The following is a 15,035-nucleotide window of genomic DNA, read 5'->3' as shown; positions in this document are numbered from 1 at the left end:
TCAGAGGGAATTTCGGGCCGCGATCAGAGTCGCGTGCCGCCCGTGACATGCCCCAGCCGGTCCCGCGCTGCAAGAATGTCGGGATCATGGGGGTGAAGTTTACTGGCTTCCATATAGGCGCGGCTGGCCAGTTCGTCCTGCCCCATTTCCTCCAAAAGCGATCCAAGGCTGAAAAGTGCGGTGAAATGGCGCGGCTCGAGCGTCAGCGCATGTTCGAGATCGGCCAGAGCCGGGCCAAGCAACCCCATCCGCGCCCGCGTCACCGCCCGCAGATGCCAGCCCTCGGAAAAGCCCGGCGCATGGTCGGTGAGTGCGGTGAAATGGCCGTCTGCCGCCGCCAGATCGCCCAGATCGAGCGCCGCCCGACCGCGACGCAGCAGCAGATCCATCGCGGGCGAGCCGGATTTCGACAGCTCGAGCGCGATGTCGGCGGCAATCCGCGCAGCCTCCGCCGGCTCCGCCTGCGACAGCTCTGTGTATAGCGTATCGAGCCTGTTCTCCGCCCCGTTGCCGGTCAGGCCCGTGTCCTGACTGATCGCGGGTAAGGAAAACATGACTGTCACGGCAAATGCCGCAACGGTATTCTTGAGATCATAAGTTAGACGGCTCATAACTCGGACCAGTTTAACGTCTGCCGCCGGAAATCCTAGCCCCGGCGACCCCTCTGGAGGAGAGAATCGTGAGCGAAGTGATCACTGCGGCCGTGGCCGCCCTGAACGAGAAAATGAACGGCCAGAGCTTTGACGGTTCGGCGAAATTCGTGATCGAAGGCGAAGGCGCCGTGATCATCGACGAGGCGGGTGCCCGCGCCGCCGATGACGAGGCCGATGTCACCCTCACCGCCGATGCCGACACGTTCCAGTCGATCATGTCCGGCGATCTCGATCCGACGGCGGCCTTCATGACCGGCAAGCTGGCGGTCGATGGCGATATGGGCATGGCGATGAAGCTCGGTTCGGTCCTAGCCTGAGCCACGCGATGGAGACCGCCCCGTTCTTTGCCGAGATTGCCGACGCGCCCGAGGGCGGGCGCGCCCATTGGCTCGTGGCGGAAGACGGGGTGCGCATCCGGATCGGACATTGGGTGCCTGCCGATGCGGCGGGCACCGTGCTGCTCTTTCCCGGGCGCACCGAATATATCGAGAAATACGGCCGCGCCGCCCGCGATTTCGCCGCCCGAGGCTTTGCCATGGCGGCGGTGGATTGGCGCGGTCAGGGGCTGGCCGATCGGCTCGCCGGGGATGTGCTCTCGGGCCATGTGGATTTCTTTGGCGATTATCAGCGCGACGTGCGCGCGGTGATGGCGGCGGCCGAGGCGCTCGACCTGCCGCGCCCGTGGTATGTGCTCGGCCATTCGATGGGTGGCTGTATCGCGCTGCGCGCGGTCCAAGATGGCCTGCCGGTGGCGGGGGCGATTTTCTCCGCGCCGATGTGGGGCATCCGCATGGCGCAGGCGCTGCGGCCGCTGGCCTGGTCGCTTGGCTGGGGCAGTCGGCGGCTCAGGCTCGATCATGTCTATGCGCCGGGCACCCAGCCCGAGCCCTATGTGCTCAGCGAGCCCTTTGAGAGCAACAAGCTCACCCGCGACCGCGACATGTATCAATACATGATCGACCAGACCCGCGCCCAGCCCGAGCTTGGCCTGGGCGGGCCGAGCCTGCGCTGGCTGCATGAGGCGCTCATTGAATGTCGCGCCCTGATGCGGATGGCGCCGCCGAAACTGCCGGGGCTGACGCTTCTTGGCACGGCCGAGGATATTGTCGACCCGACCGATATTCACCGGATGATGGCGCGCTGGGCCAAGGCGTCTGATCGCGGCCATCTGGCGCTGCTCGATGGCGCGCGCCACGAGGTGATGATGGATGATGCCGAGACCCGCCGGACGGTCTTTGACATGATTGCCCGGTTCATGCAGGCCCCCGAGGCCTTTGACCTCGACCGGCCTGCGGCCTGAACCACCGGGGGCCCTAGCGGGTCAGCTATCGGCCACCACCTCTTGTCGCTGACGGCCAAGCCCGGCAATCTCGAGCTCCATCACATCGCCCGGTTTGAGGTATTTCGGCGGTTTGAACCCCATCCCTACCCCCGGCGGCGTGCCGGTGGCGATCACATCGCCCGGATGCAATGTCATCATCTGGCTCAGATAGGAAATCACCTCGGCCACGCCAAAGATCATCGAGCGCGTGTTGCCGGTCTGCATCCGCGTGCCGTTGAGATCGAGCGACATGTCGAGATCCTGCACATCGCCCAAGGCGTCGGGCGTCACCAGCCAAGGGCCGATGGGGCCGAATGTGTCGCAGCTCTTGCCCTTGGTCCATTGGCCGCCGCGCTCGGTCTGAAAGGCGCGTTCCGAGACATCATTGACGATGGTGTAGCCCGCCACATAGGACAGCGCCTCGGCCTCGCTCACGTATTTGGCGCGGCGTCCGATCACCACGCCAAGCTCGACCTCCCAATCGGATTTCTCCGAGCCGCGCGGCAACGAGACCGTGTCATTCGGCCCGCAGATGGCCGAGGTCGCCTTCATGAAGACGATGGGTTCCGAGGGCGGCTGCATCCCCGCCTCGGCGGCGTGATCGGAAAAGTTGAGCCCGATGCACACCAGCTTGCCAATGTCTGCCACCGGCACGCCCAAACGCGGCGTGCCCTCGACCAGCGGCAGCGCCTCGGGGTTCACCTTGGGCAATTGCCCCAGCACCTCGCCCGAAAGATCCGGCACCACCCCCGACAGGTCGCGCAGCCGCCCCTCGGCGTCGAGCATCGCGGGCCGTTCTTCTCCGGCTGCTCCGTATCTGGCAAATCGCATCTTGCTCCCCCTCGCATGGTTCGATGTTGCCCCGACCCTACCCGGCCCGGCCTGATTGGCAAGCCGCTATCCGCCCGCCGCCCTTGCCGCGCCGGGTGGGGCGGCATATGTCTGGGCGCAACACGCAACAGAAAGGCCTGTCATGATCTCCTTCCCCCGCCCTGTTCGAGACGCCAACGCCCAAGGGGGCGCCGACAATCTTGGTCACCTGCCAGAGTGGGACCTGAGCGATCTCTACAAGGGCGAGGACGCGCCAGAGCTGATCCGCGATCTTGACTGGCTCGAGAGCGCCTGCGCCGAGTTTGCCCGCGATTACGAAGGCAAGCTCGACACGCTCGACGCCGCGGGGCTCCTCGAGTGCATCGTGCGCGACGAGAAGATCTCGAACATCGCCGGGCGCATCATGTCCTTCGCCAGCCTGCGCTACTATCAGCTCACCACCGATCCGGCGCGCACCAAGTTCCTGTCGGATTGTCAGGAAAAAATCACCGCCTACACCACGCCGCTGGTCTTCTTCACGCTCGAGCTCAACCGCATTTCTGAGGACAAGCTCACCGCGATGTATGCCGAGAACGCCGATCTGGCGCGCTACAAACCCTCGCTCAACCGCATCCGCGCGATGAAGCCGCATCAGCTCTCGGATGAGATGGAAAAGTTCCTGCATGACATGGGCGTGGTGGGCGATGCCTGGGAACGGCTCTTTGACGAAACCATCGCCGGCCTTTCCTTTGAGGTGGCGGGCGAGACGCTGACCATCGAGGGCACGCTCAACCTGCTCACCGAGCAGGACCGCGACACGCGCGAAGCCGCGACCCGCGAACTGGCCCGCGTCTTTGGCGAGAACATCCGCATCTTTTCGCGGGTGCACAACACCGCCGCCAAGGAAAAGGAAGTGATGGACCGCTGGCGCAACATGCCAAGCGCCCAGGCCGGGCGGCATCTGTCGAACGATGTCGAGGCCGAGGTGGTCGAGGCGCTGCGCGATGCGGTGGTCGCCGCCTACCCGCGGCTCAGCCACCGCTATTACGAGCTCAAGCGCAAATGGCTCGGTCTCGACCGGATGCAGGTCTGGGACCGCAATGCGCCGCTGCCGATGGAGCTGCAGAAAACCGTCGATTGGGACAGCGCCCGCGACATCGTGATGGAGGCCTATAACGCCTTTGATCCGCGCATGGGCGAGCTGGCCGAGCCTTTCTTTTCAAAGGGTTGGATCGATGCGGGCGTCAAGCCGGGCAAAGCCCCCGGCGCCTTTGCCCATCCCACCGTCACCACCGTCCACCCCTATGTGATGCTGAACTATCTCGGCAAACCGCGCGACGTGATGACCCTTGCCCATGAGCTCGGCCACGGCGTCCATCAACGCCTTGCCGCGGATCAGGGCGAATGGCTGAGCTCGACACCGCTGACCCTTGCCGAAACCGCCAGCGTCTTTGGCGAGATGCTCACCTTCCGCAAGATGCTCGACAAGGCCGCGAGCCCGCAGGAACGCAAGGTGCTACTCGCCGGCAAGGTCGAGGATATGATCAACACCGTGGTGCGCCAGATCGCCTTCTATGATTTCGAATGCAAGCTTCACGCTGCGCGCCGCGAGGGCGAGCTCACCCCCGAAGACATCGGCGCGCTGTGGATGTCGGTACAAGGCGAAAGCCTCGGCCCGGCCTTCGACTTCATGGAAGGTTATGACACGTTCTGGGCCTATATCCCGCATTTCGTGCATTCGCCCTTCTATGTCTACGCCTATGCCTTTGGCGACGGGCTGGTGAACGCGCTCTACGCGGTCTACGAGGAAAACCCCGACGGCTTCCAGGACAAGTATTTCGACATGCTGCGCGCCGGCGGGTCGAAACATCACAAGGACCTGCTCGCCCCCTTCGGCCTCGACGCGAGCGACCCGGCCTTCTGGGACAAGGGGCTGTCGATGATCTCGGGCTTCATCGACGAATTGGAAGCGATGGAAGACTGATCCGCGCCTTCTTCTGGCGGAAAATATCCCGGGGGGTCTCGGGGGGCAGCGCCACCCGGCCCTGCCCTCTCCGATAATCCTCAGATCACGTCAGCTAGACAGGTTACTTGAGCTGGCTGTCTTTCGAGCCGCGCCGGTTGATGCCGCCGCGCGGGGCTGTCTGGGCCTGCCGGTCGCTGGCGCAATCGATGCAGAGCTTGACGCCCGGAATGGCCTCGCGGCGGGCCTGAGGGATCTCTTCTTCGCATTCGGCGCAATGGGTCAGGCTCTCGCCCTGCGGCTGTTTGCGCGCCTTGAGCCGGGCGAGCTCATCCGAAATGGAGGCTTCGATCTGTTCGCTGACCGCGCCATCGCGGGACCATCCACCGGCCATCGCTCATCTCCTGATCATCACGGGTCTCACCGGCGACCACCTCGGGGATTTAAACCCTCAGGGCGTTGCCTTGAGCACCATATAATCCCCGAACCGACCACCGCCAGCCCCGGCCTGTTCGATCATGCCGCGCACGACGCCCACCGCCAGCGGCGAGGTGACCGCCACCGAATGCTTGAGAGGATCGCTGCCCTCGCCGCCAAGCTCGGTGAAATCCAGAAGCGAAACATTGAGCCCCTTGACCTGTTCGGCACTGTCGAGCCGCCCGAGACGCGCCTTGCGCCCGGTGATAAAGCTGATCAGGCCCAGCGCGCGGTCCTCGCGAGAGGTGAAGATCACGAAAGGCTGCGGCAGCGTGCCAATCGCCTCGGCCTGTTTGCGGAAAAGATCGGGATCGATGTCGGGCGACATGAGGGCGACGCCGCTGATCCGCGACAAGAGCCGCTTGTCGCCGCGCAGTGCCGCCTGTCGCAGCACTTCCATCGTCAGATGCGCGCCCATGGAATGCGCAAGGATGAACACCTTGTCATTGCCCTGGCTCAACAGGCGCAGTGTTTCCTCCATGTCGTCGCGGGCAAAGAGCACGGAATCGCGGTCATAGGCATAGCCGCGCGGATCGCCCGCCGAGGGCCAGGAATAGAGCGCCGCGGGCGCGGTCACGCCGAAATCATTCTTGATCTGGGCAAAGCGGTAGAGCGCATCCGAGAGCGTGTTGTTATAGCCATGCACGAAGAGCACGGTTTCGCTTTCGCCCGGCTTGCGGCGGCGCAGCAGGTCGTTGCGCATCGCCGCGCCGCTGGCGAAATGGCGGCTCTCGGTGATCACGAAATCGGTGTTGGCGTCGGGCGTGTCATCGGGCCATTCGATCTGGCCGATCTTATGGGTGGGCGGCACGCTCACCGTCATGCCGACAAAATTGAGCTTGGTCGGGCGTTTCTCGCCAAAGCTGTTGCCCGGCTCGCGCAGATTGCGCTGTGTCGCGACATAGATCTGCTGCTGTTGCGCCGCCGGGCTCGGCGGGGCGACCCGCGCGACCGGACGCTCGCCACAACCAGCGAGGCCGAAACTCAGACATGCCAAAACAAGTGTCAGACGCACCCGGTAATCCCCCAAGAAAAATCCCGTCCCCCGGGCTGGGGGACGGGACTATAGTCTTGGCGTAGTCTGCCGATCCGGTCAAGGCGGCGATCAGGCCGGGGTCAACATCCCCCGCTCCTGCGCGAGGCTGCGCATGCGTTTTTGCAGCTTCTCGAAGGCGCGGACCTCGATCTGACGGATGCGTTCGCGGCTCACCCCATATTCGGTGCTGAGATCCTCGAGCGTCACCGTCTCGTCATTGAGGCGGCGTTGCGACAGGATGTCCTTTTCGCGGTCGTTGAGCACATCCATCGCCTCGGTCAGCAGTTCGAGACGGGTTTCCATCTCGTTGCGCTTCTCATAATCGCCCGCCTGATCGGCATCCTCATCCTCGAGCCAATCCTGCCATTGCATCGTGCCCTCGCCTTCCGAGCCGACGGTGGCATTGAGCGAGGCATCGCCGCCCGACATCCGCCGGTTCATCGAGATCACCTCATCCTCGGTCACGCCGAGATCGGTGGCGATCCGCTTGACGTTGTCGGGATGCATATCGCCCTCTTCGAGCGCGCCGATGCGGGCCTTGGCCTTGCGCAGGTTGAAGAACAGCTTCTTCTGGGCGCTGGTGGTGCCAAGCTTGACCATCGACCAGCTGCGCAGGATATATTCCTGAATGCTGGCGCGGATCCACCACATCGCATAGGTGGCGAGGCGGAAGCCTTTTTCCGGGTCAAAGCGTTTCACCGCCTGCATCAGGCCCACATTGGCCTCGGAGATCACCTCGGCCTGCGGCAGCCCGTAGCCGCGATAGCCCATGGCGATCTTGGCCGCGAGCCGCAGGTGGCTGGTGACCATCCGGTGCGCCGCCTCGGTGTCCTGTTTTTCGACCCAGGCCTTGGCCAGCATATATTCTTCTTCCGGCTCCAGGAGCGGGAATTTGCGGATTTCCTGCAGATAGCGGTTGAGCCCGCCTTCCGGCGTCGGTGCCGGCAGATTTGCATAATTGCTCATGTTTCTGTCCCCTCTTTGCCCCTTAAGTTAAGGGAGTTAACATTCAGATAGGGTCGCCCTTGGGCCGGTTCAAGCCACTTAAGCGCGAAAGCTGAAGACAATATGAACCCCGCCCCGCCGTTTGGCGAGCTTTGCCGTCTTGCCTCACGCAGACGTGCGAATGATGTCAATCCGGGCTCAGCCCCGCAGCGCGGCCAAGAGGCCCGCCATATCCTCAGGCAAACGCGCATTGAAGCGCAGAGGTTCCCCGCTGGCCGGGTGGGTCACCCCGAGATGGCCCGCGTGCAGCGCCTGACGGTTGAACGCGGCGAGCGTTTCGGCGGCCTCGGCGGAGAAGCCGCGTTTCGGCAAGCCGCGCCGCCCGCCATAGACCGGATCGCCCAGGAGACCATGCCCGGCATAGGCGAGATGGACGCGGATCTGATGGGTGCGCCCGGTCTCGAGACGGCATTCGATGAGCGCGACCGAGGCCGGATCGCCCAACCGTTCGGTCACCTGGGCCCGCGTCACCGCATGTTTGCCGCCGTCAAACAACACCGCCTGTTTCTGCCGGTCGGTGCGGTGGCGGGCGAGCTGTGTGGTGATGCGCAGCACATTGCCCGGTTCGAACCCGACGCCGCGCAACCCGCCGAGACGCGGATCGGCCGCATCGGGCACGCCATAGACGATGGCCTGATAGACCCGCTCGGCGCTATGGGCCTCGAATTGCGCGGCAAGCCCGTGATGCGCCTGATCGCTCTTGGCCACCACCAGAAGCCCGCTCGTGTCCTTGTCGATCCGGTGCACGATGCCGGGGCGACGCACGCCCCCCACCCCCGACAGATCGCTGCCGCAATGATGCAAGAGCGCATTGACCAGCGTGCCGCGCGGCGTGCCCGGCGCGGGATGGACGACCATGCCCGCGGGCTTGTTCACCACCAGCAGATCCGCATCCTCATAGACGATGTCGAGAGGGATGTTCTCGGGCAGGATGTCGCTCTCTTCCGCCACGGGCACGGTGATCACCACCTCGTCGCCCTCGGCCACCCGCGATTTCACATCGCGCGCCTCGGCACCGTTGACCGAGACCGCGCCTTCTTCGACCAGACGTGCGAGCCGGGTGCGCGACAGATGGGCCTCCTCTGGCACATCGCGCGAAAGCGCCTTATCAAGGCGCGGCGGCGGATTGGCCGCGATTGTAAAGACAACTTGCGTGGATGCCATGGACGACACTCCTCAGCCGGTCGATCCGGCGACTTTGAAATATCTGCGCCTGTTGGTGACAGTGCTGACGGTTGTGACGATTGTGGGCCTTCTAGTGATCATCGGCCTGTTTGTCATCAGGTTCTCGTCGCTTGGCGAGGACCGCGCCGCGCCCAGCGTCGAATTTCCCACCGAGCTTGCCCTGCCCGCGGGCGAAACCGCCTCGGCCATCACGCGGGGTGAGGGCTGGATCGCCGTTGTGACACAGGCGGGGCGCATCCTGATCCTGGATAACACAGGCCAACACATCCTGCAGGAGATCGACGTCCCAGCCACGCGCGAGTGAGACCCAGAAGGGCGTCATTTCCGGGCATCATATCCGGGCGGATCAACGGAGGGAGAAGTGGTACCGCCTCCCCGGCTTGAACGGGGGACCTCTAGATCCACAATCTAGCGCTCTAACCAACTGAGCTAAGGCGGCACTGGGGGGCGATTTAGCTGGCCCGTTGCGCGAATGCAAGAGGTCTTGCGCGGGAAATTCTCATCTTCTGCCGGGAATTTCCCACCGGCCCGGTCTGGCCTTTGCCCCGGCCGCATCGGGCAAACTGCGCTTGCCGCTTGTCAAACCTTGGGCAAAAGTTTACCTCACGCGGCACAAGTGCGGAGAGACCCATGGGCATCAATACAGAACGCGACATCGAAGCCAACCTGCAGATCGGCCCGACCGACGCCGGCATGGTCCGCCTGTTCATCGCGGCGGATGACATTGAGATCCCGATGGATTTCTCGCCCGAAGAGGCCGAAGAAATCGCCGGTGAGATCCTCGCCGCCGCCAAGGCCGCCGCGGCCGCTGGCTAAACCCGATCAGATCCTCGGATCGCGCAACGCCTGAAGCCTCTGGGCGGCATGGCGGGCGAATTTGCGTGTGAGCGCGCTGCGCCGCGCGCCGGGCAGTTTATGCTCGGGCGCCATGCGAAGGATCTCGGCATTATAGGCATCGGCGATGATGAGCCCGGTGCCCTCGGGCAGCAGATCGGTGGGAAAAGCCTCGTCCACCGCCCAGAAATAGCGGTCGCACCATTCCAGATAGCCATCCCATTTCCGGTCGGTCTGAAAATCGACGCGGCTTGATTTGCACTCGATCACCCATATCTCGCCCTTTGGGCCGAGCGCCATGACATCGACGCGCTTGCCCCGCTCGGGCACGAATTCTTCGACCGAGGCGAAGCCATGGCCGCGCAGATGGCGGCAGACCCCCCGGGCCAGGGCCTGACCGGGTTGCAGCACGGGAACAGAGGCAAGGATGGCATCGCGATCGGACATGACCCCAATATGAACGAAGCGGGAACATTTTCAACCCCTGCCCCTGCGTCGCGCCGCTTTGACAGGTCGGAAATCCTGCCTATTGTGGATGGGGCCGCTGCGAAATCCTTAACGCGATGCGGGTCCGACCATTTATCACCGCGTTTGATTGCCATGAGAAAGGCCCTTTTCCGATGACCAGACTCACCCCCGATCCCGACAGAAGCGGCGGGCGCGATCTGCGCATGGCGCGCGAGCTTGAGGGCCATGTCACCTGGCTCGGCACGTTTTCCGGCACGGCGCTTGGCGTGCTATCCGTGGCCTCCGGCATCTATACCTATCTCGGGGTGTCGTCGCTTCTCGATGACAATGGCGCGATGTCGGTTTTCGCCGCCATCGCCTATTCCGTGGCGGTTTCGGTCGGTATTTTCGTCTTTTGGTCCTATCTTCTGCGGCTCTTCCCGGCGGTGCGCACGGCGCAGGCGCGGGTGGCGCTGCTCGGGGCGATGGGGCTTGGCTCGGTGGCGATCATCGCCATGTCGAGCTGGCTCAACGCGGCGGCGTTGGCGGGATCGGCGGCGGTGGAACAGCATCTGGCCAAGACCGTGCAGGATTATCAAACCAGCCTTGAGCGGGCCCATGAGGTTGCCCTGACCGGTCAGGCGCTGGAACGCGATGTGGCGCGGGTGCGGCAGAGTTTCGAGGATCTGAGCGAACAGGAGGCCACCGGCGATCTCTCGGGTCTGGCCGGGCGTGGCGCGGTGTTCCGGGTGCTCCGGCAAAAAGCCGCCGAGCTGTCGGCGCTCGAGGCGCAGATTGCCAGCCAGACCCCGCGCGTCAACGACGCCTTTTCCGAGGGCAACGCGATCCTGAGCCGGATGCGCGCGCTCACCGTCGAGCAAGGCCCGGTCGAGGCGCGGTCGGTCGAGTTTTCGGAGGCCGCCGTGCGCCTGCAGGGGCTGATCACCCAGATGCGGCAACTGACGGTCGCGCCGCTGGTCGAACGCGCAGCGCAGGATCTCGCGGCCTCGGTGGTTCTCCCCGAGCTCGACAGCCGCAGCGCCGAGGGCCGCAATGATCAGGCCGCGACGATCAAATCGGTGCTCGAGGTTCTGGGCCAGCGGGCCGCCACGCTCGAACGTGCGGCGCAGGAGGTGAGCGCCCTGCCCGCTGCGCCCGAAGTGACCTATACGCCGGTGTCCTCCGCCGATGCGGTGATCCTCTATGCGCGCAATTTCATCCCCTCCTGGGCCGGGGCCATCGCCATCGACCTGCTGCCCGCGGTGCTTGTCTTTATCCTCGCGATCACGCAATCGGCGATCCGGCAGGGCCGCGACGGGGCCTCGGTCGAGGACACAATGACCCTGTCGGAGCTGCGTGCCGCCTTGCGGGCCGCGCGGGATGTGGATCTCGCCTTTGATGCCGAGCACCTGCCTGAGACGCGCAAGCCGCCCGAGGCCGACAGTCCCAAAGAGACCCCGAGCGCCGAGGTCAAACCGTTTTCGGGGTCAACTGGATGAGTACGCTAGCCGATCCAGAGACCGATCCAGAGACCGCGCAAGAGCCCGCGGAGACTGGCCCGCCGCTGGTGGCGCGGATCCTGACCGGGGTTCTGGTGCTGCAGCTGGGGCTTGGCGGGCTGCTGGTGCTGGGCGATGTGCAGATCGGTGCCTTTCCGGGATTTGGCCCGGAGGCGCCGCCGCTCAGCGATCCGGTGCGCCCCGGCGATCAACGCCGGGTCTTTCGCCCTGACCGCGACCGCCCGGGAACCCAACCGGCACGCCCGCCCGGCGATATTCCGACGCGGCTGACGCTAGACCAGATCGAGGGGACGACCTATCGGCTCGAGGGCGAGATTGCCCCGGGCGACGCGGCGCGGATGATCGAGCGGCTGGCGTCGCTCACACCGGCGGCAGAGCGCCTTGTGCTGCAATCCCCCGGCGGGGTGGTCGAGGAGGCGCTGGCGCTTGGGCGCCACATACGAGAGGCGGGCGTCACCACGCAGATGCTCGCCGGTGAGTTTTGCTATTCCGCCTGCCCCTATGTGCTTGCCGCGGGCGCCACCCGCGACATTGACGACACGGCCCAAGTGGGCGTGCATCAACATTATTTCGGCGAGAGCACCATCCTGCCCGCGGCCTTTGCCGTCGAGGATATACAGACCGGTCAGGGCGAGGTCATGGGCTATCTCGTCGAGATGGGGATCGATCTGCGGGTCATGCAGCATGCGCTCACCACGCCGCCGGACGAGATCTATGTGCTCTTGCCCGAAGAGCTGCGTGACTACGGATTTATCGCCGACACAAATTAGCACCCTTGTCGTGGCCCCTCGAGCACCCTAAGTAGGGCTGTGGCGGGTGCTGCCCTTCTCGTGAACGGTTGCATTCCGGTGGCCTTAAGCAATTCCGAGGGAGCTGGCTCTGTCCGAGCCCTGGTTCGGTTACCCGGCGCCCACCTGTATATACAGGTCCTCGGGAATGAGATAACCAAACGGTCGCGTGCGGGCCCGCCACATTACCGCAAACATGAAGAGACCCCCTCACGGGGGTCTTTCGCGTTTCAGCCTCTGGTGAAAGCGATGGGATTAGCGGCGCAGGCCGGGTTTGCGGGCCCGATCGGCGCGCACGCGGATGGCGATCATCTCTTGTTCCATCCGGGGGTGGCGATGGCCGCCGCGCGGCTCGTCATCATCGTCATCGGTGCCGCCCGCGCTGATCGCGGCCTGCAGGCCCGAGAACACCGCGCCATTTCCGAGCCACAGCGGCAGAAGCGCCAGCCAGCCGATGTCAGAGCGTTGGATCGCGCCCCGGAGACCGGCCACATCGAACCACAGCGCCATGGCCAAAAACACCCCCGCAGCGGCAAAGCCGATCAGGATCGTGGTTTTATAGGCGCGCAGCGGTTCTGGCATGAACGATTCCCCCCATTTCAGATAAAAACTATAGCGCATCGTTTCCGGGTCTCAAGCCGGATGAGCCATTTTCCGCAGGTCTTTCCCCTGTCTTGCGCAATTAATGCAAAGCCGGGTCGCGCGGCTCCTGGCAACTGCCCAAAAAAGAAGCGCGCAGGTCAAACCTTGCGCGCTTTTTCTATGTTATCAGAGGGGGTAACCCGGCTCAGAACGCCTCGGGCCTCGCCTCGCGCGCCATGAAATCGAGCACGGCATTGACGAATTTCGGCTCGCGCCCCTCGGGGAAGAAGCTCTTGGCGATGTCGACATATTCGACGATCACCACCTTGGGCGGTGTGCCCTCTTGCATCAGCTCGGCACCCGCCGCCCGGAACAGCGCCCGCAGCGTCGGGTCGATCCGGTCGATCGGCCATTTCGCCACCAGCGCCCGGTCGGTCATCTGGTCGATCTTGGCCTGCCACTGCACCGCGCCTTCGATGACATCGGCAAAATGCTCGGCATCGCCTTCCTGCATGTCGATCCCGTCATCGAATTCGGCGCCGAAGCGGAATTCTAGGAATTCGCGGCGGACCTCGTCGACGGAGAGCGAGGAATGTTCCATTTGGAAAAGTGCCTGCACCGCATAGAGACGCGCGGCGGAGCGCATTTTGCGCTGTTGGTTGCCGGAGATATTGGGTCTGTCGCTCATGCTTTGGGTGTGTCCTTGGGGTCGCCTGCGAGTTTGTATTCCTCTGCCGCCGGGGCAAAGCCCACGCCCTTGCGCGGAGCGCCCCATTTGCGCGTCAACGCCACGAGATGCAAGGCCGCAGCGGCGGCCCCTGCCCCTTTATTCATTTTTTCCGGATTGGCGCGGGCTTCGGCCTGGGCCATATTCTCGACCGTGAGAATGCCATTGCCGATGCAGAGCCCCTGCAGGCCGAGCAAGGTGATCGCCCGCGAGCTGTCATTGCAGACCGTGTCGTAATGGGTCGTCTCGCCCCGGATCACACAGCCCAGCGCCACGTAACCGTCGAAATTCGACAGCCGTTCGGCAATGCCGATGGCGGTGGGAATTTCCAGCGCGCCGGGCACTTCGGCAATCTCAAAGCTGCCGCCCGAGGCCTCGATCTCGGCCGTCGCCCCGGCGATCATCTGATCGGCGATGTCGCGATAGAACGGCGCCACCACGATGAGCAGTTTCACCGGCTTGTCAAATTCAGCACGGGGCAAGGAATATTCGCTGGCAGCCATTAGTTCGTCTCCGCTTTGGCACCGCTGATCGGGCGGGTGCCGACAATGGAAATCCCGTAGGCATCGAGCCCGAGATAGCGCGTGTCGGGGCTGTCGGTGAGCAGGATCAGCTCATGCAGGCCCATATAGGACATGATCTGTGCGCCGAGCCCGGTGTGTTTGATGGTGCGCGGCGTGTCGTCATCCTCCATCTCGGAGGCGAGACGCGGCCGGGGCTGGCGGAAGAGGAACACGGCACCGCGCCCCTCGGCGGCGATGATCTCCATCGCGCGGGGCAGTTTGCCGGTGGGGCCGCTGCCCGTCGCCTCGAGCCCGATGCCCAGCACATCCTCGAGCGCGTCGAGCGCATGGGTCCGGGCCAGCACCGGCGCGCCATCGGTGATGTCGCCCTTGCTCAGCACCACATGTTCGGTGCCGGTGATCTGATCGGCATAGATCGCCATGTCCCAGGCGCCGCCATGCGACGAGGTCACTTTTTCGCGACGCACCTCATGGATCAGGTTGTCATGTTTGTGACGGTAGGCGATGAGATCAGAGATCGTGCCGATCTTCATCTCGTGTTTCTGCGCAAACTCCACCAGATCGGGCAGACGGGCCATGGTGCCATCGTCCTTCATGATCTCGCAGATCACCCCCGAGGGATGCAGCCCCGCCAGACGCGAAATATCGACCGCCGCCTCGGTGTGACCGGCGCGGACCAGCACCCCGCCCTTGCGCGCGCGCAGCGGAAAGACATGGCCCGGCGTGGCGATATCGGCGGCGGATTTCTGTTCATTGATCGCGGTGGCGATGGTGAGCGCACGGTCGGCGGCGGAGATGCCGGTGCTCACCCCTTCGCGGGCCTCGATCGAGACGGTGAAAGCGGTCTCGTGGCGCGAGGAATTGTTCACCGCCATCATCGGCAGGCCCAGCGTTTCAACGCGCTCGGCGGTCATCGGCAGGCAGATCAGCCCGCGGCCATGGGTCGCCATGAAATTGATCGCGGCGGCATCGGCATGTTCGGCGGGGATCACCAGATCGCCTTCGTTCTCGCGGTCCTCGTGATCGACGAGAATATACATCCGGCCCGCACGGGCCTCTTCGATGATCTCTTCTGTCGTGGCGATGGCGTCGCGAAGCCCTGCCTCGACGGGGCCGGGTTTCTCGAAGGGGACGGTATCGGACATGGGGCAGCCTCTGGTGGT

Annotated in this window: 18 protein-coding genes and 1 tRNA gene; 7 read left to right on the top strand and 12 right to left on the bottom strand. The window is 64.3% G+C overall.

Annotated features, from left to right (window positions below):
* Window positions 1–23: 23 nt before the first annotated feature.
* Window positions 24–611: a hypothetical protein gene (locus tag WA237_RS06395; RefSeq protein ID WP_336097072.1), complete on the bottom strand. Its 588-nt coding sequence runs from the start codon at window positions 609–611 to the stop codon at window positions 24–26.
* Window positions 612–679: 68 nt separating this feature from the next.
* Between WA237_RS06395 and WA237_RS06390 the strand changes: the two genes are divergently transcribed.
* Together WA237_RS06390 and WA237_RS06385 are read left to right on the top strand one after the other, a co-directional pair.
* The gene (locus WA237_RS06390; protein WP_009812036.1) at window positions 680–970 is read left to right on the top strand and encodes an SCP2 sterol-binding domain-containing protein; all 291 of its coding nucleotides are present in this window, start codon (window positions 680–682) and stop codon (window positions 968–970) included.
* Between the two features lie 8 nt (window positions 971–978).
* Window positions 979–1,953 carry an alpha/beta hydrolase gene (locus WA237_RS06385; RefSeq protein ID WP_336097071.1) on the top strand — a complete coding sequence of 325 codons (975 nt, stop codon included), beginning with the start codon at window positions 979–981 and terminating at the stop codon, window positions 1,951–1,953.
* 21 nt (window positions 1,954–1,974) lie between these two features.
* Here WA237_RS06385 and WA237_RS06380 read toward each other — a convergent pair whose 3' ends face one another.
* Window positions 1,975–2,805, bottom strand: a complete 831-nt coding sequence (locus WA237_RS06380; protein ID WP_009812034.1) for a fumarylacetoacetate hydrolase family protein — start codon at window positions 2,803–2,805, stop codon at window positions 1,975–1,977.
* 142 nt (window positions 2,806–2,947) lie between these two features.
* Between WA237_RS06380 and WA237_RS06375 the strand changes: the two genes are divergently transcribed.
* Entirely contained in the window at window positions 2,948–4,768 is a 1,821-nt protein-coding gene (locus WA237_RS06375) for a M3 family oligoendopeptidase (RefSeq protein WP_336097070.1), read from the top strand.
* Window positions 4,769–4,871: 103 nt separating this feature from the next.
* On the opposite strand, the gene WA237_RS06370 is transcribed toward WA237_RS06375, so the two are convergent.
* The 4 genes from WA237_RS06370 to WA237_RS06355 all read right to left on the bottom strand — a co-directional run bounded on the left by WA237_RS06370 (window position 4,872) and on the right by WA237_RS06355 (window position 8,429).
* Complete coding sequence (locus WA237_RS06370) at window positions 4,872–5,141, bottom strand: DksA/TraR family C4-type zinc finger protein (protein WP_336097069.1); 270 nt, start codon at window positions 5,139–5,141, stop codon at window positions 4,872–4,874.
* Between the two features lie 57 nt (window positions 5,142–5,198).
* The gene (locus WA237_RS06365; RefSeq protein ID WP_336097068.1) at window positions 5,199–6,239 is read right to left on the bottom strand and encodes an alpha/beta hydrolase; all 1,041 of its coding nucleotides are present in this window, start codon (window positions 6,237–6,239) and stop codon (window positions 5,199–5,201) included.
* Window positions 6,240–6,329: 90 nt separating this feature from the next.
* Window positions 6,330–7,226 (bottom strand): RNA polymerase sigma factor RpoH, encoded by an 897-nt coding sequence (gene rpoH, locus WA237_RS06360; protein ID WP_009812044.1) that lies wholly within the window; start codon window positions 7,224–7,226, stop codon window positions 6,330–6,332.
* Between the two features lie 177 nt (window positions 7,227–7,403).
* Window positions 7,404–8,429: a pseudouridine synthase gene (locus WA237_RS06355; RefSeq protein ID WP_336097067.1), complete on the bottom strand. Its 1,026-nt coding sequence runs from the start codon at window positions 8,427–8,429 to the stop codon at window positions 7,404–7,406.
* On the opposite strand from WA237_RS06355, the gene WA237_RS06350 reads away from it, so the two are divergent.
* Complete coding sequence (locus WA237_RS06350; RefSeq protein ID WP_336097459.1) at window positions 8,428–8,754, top strand: DUF6476 family protein; 327 nt, start codon at window positions 8,428–8,430, stop codon at window positions 8,752–8,754. The genes WA237_RS06355 and WA237_RS06350 overlap by 2 nt on opposite strands.
* A gap of 58 nt (window positions 8,755–8,812) precedes the next feature.
* On the opposite strand, the gene WA237_RS06345 is transcribed toward WA237_RS06350, so the two are convergent.
* A tRNA-His gene (locus WA237_RS06345) sits at window positions 8,813–8,889 on the bottom strand.
* A gap of 191 nt (window positions 8,890–9,080) precedes the next feature.
* Here WA237_RS06345 and WA237_RS06340 point away from each other — a divergent pair.
* Entirely contained in the window at window positions 9,081–9,266 is a 186-nt protein-coding gene (locus WA237_RS06340; RefSeq protein WP_009812047.1) for a DUF6324 family protein, read from the top strand.
* A 6-nt stretch (window positions 9,267–9,272) separates the two neighbouring features.
* Here WA237_RS06340 and WA237_RS06335 read toward each other — a convergent pair whose 3' ends face one another.
* Window positions 9,273–9,731: an MmcB family DNA repair protein gene (locus WA237_RS06335; RefSeq protein ID WP_009812048.1), complete on the bottom strand. Its 459-nt coding sequence runs from the start codon at window positions 9,729–9,731 to the stop codon at window positions 9,273–9,275.
* Between the two features lie 173 nt (window positions 9,732–9,904).
* On the opposite strand from WA237_RS06335, the gene WA237_RS06330 reads away from it, so the two are divergent.
* Together WA237_RS06330 and WA237_RS06325 are read left to right on the top strand one after the other, a co-directional pair.
* Entirely contained in the window at window positions 9,905–11,230 is a 1,326-nt protein-coding gene (locus WA237_RS06330; protein ID WP_336097066.1) for a hypothetical protein, read from the top strand.
* Window positions 11,227–12,021, top strand: a complete 795-nt coding sequence (locus WA237_RS06325) for a hypothetical protein (RefSeq protein ID WP_336097065.1) — start codon at window positions 11,227–11,229, stop codon at window positions 12,019–12,021. The genes WA237_RS06330 and WA237_RS06325 overlap by 4 nt, the downstream gene beginning before the upstream one ends.
* Window positions 12,022–12,294: 273 nt before the next feature.
* Here the strand turns inward: WA237_RS06325 and WA237_RS06320 are convergent, their stop codons facing one another.
* The 4 genes from WA237_RS06320 to ribB all read right to left on the bottom strand — a co-directional run bounded on the left by WA237_RS06320 (window position 12,295) and on the right by ribB (window position 15,017).
* Window positions 12,295–12,621: a hypothetical protein gene (locus tag WA237_RS06320; protein WP_336097064.1), complete on the bottom strand. Its 327-nt coding sequence runs from the start codon at window positions 12,619–12,621 to the stop codon at window positions 12,295–12,297.
* A 205-nt stretch (window positions 12,622–12,826) separates the two neighbouring features.
* Entirely contained in the window at window positions 12,827–13,309 is a 483-nt protein-coding gene (gene nusB, locus WA237_RS06315; protein ID WP_009812052.1) for a transcription antitermination factor NusB, read from the bottom strand.
* The gene (locus WA237_RS06310) at window positions 13,306–13,851 is read right to left on the bottom strand and encodes a 6,7-dimethyl-8-ribityllumazine synthase (RefSeq protein ID WP_336097063.1); all 546 of its coding nucleotides are present in this window, start codon (window positions 13,849–13,851) and stop codon (window positions 13,306–13,308) included. Before WA237_RS06310 ends, nusB begins: the two co-directional genes overlap by 4 nt.
* On the bottom strand, window positions 13,851–15,017 hold the full coding sequence (gene ribB / locus WA237_RS06305; protein WP_009812054.1) for a 3,4-dihydroxy-2-butanone-4-phosphate synthase: 1,167 nt from the start codon (window positions 15,015–15,017) through the stop codon (window positions 13,851–13,853). The genes WA237_RS06310 and ribB overlap by 1 nt, the downstream gene beginning before the upstream one ends.
* Between the last annotated feature and the right edge of the window lie 18 nt (window positions 15,018–15,035).

It is taken from the genome of Roseovarius sp. CH_XMU1461 (genome assembly GCF_037027165.1).
Lineage (GTDB): Bacteria > Pseudomonadota > Alphaproteobacteria > Rhodobacterales > Rhodobacteraceae > Roseovarius > Roseovarius nubinhibens.
This window is presented reverse-complemented; position numbering and strand designations above follow the sequence as displayed.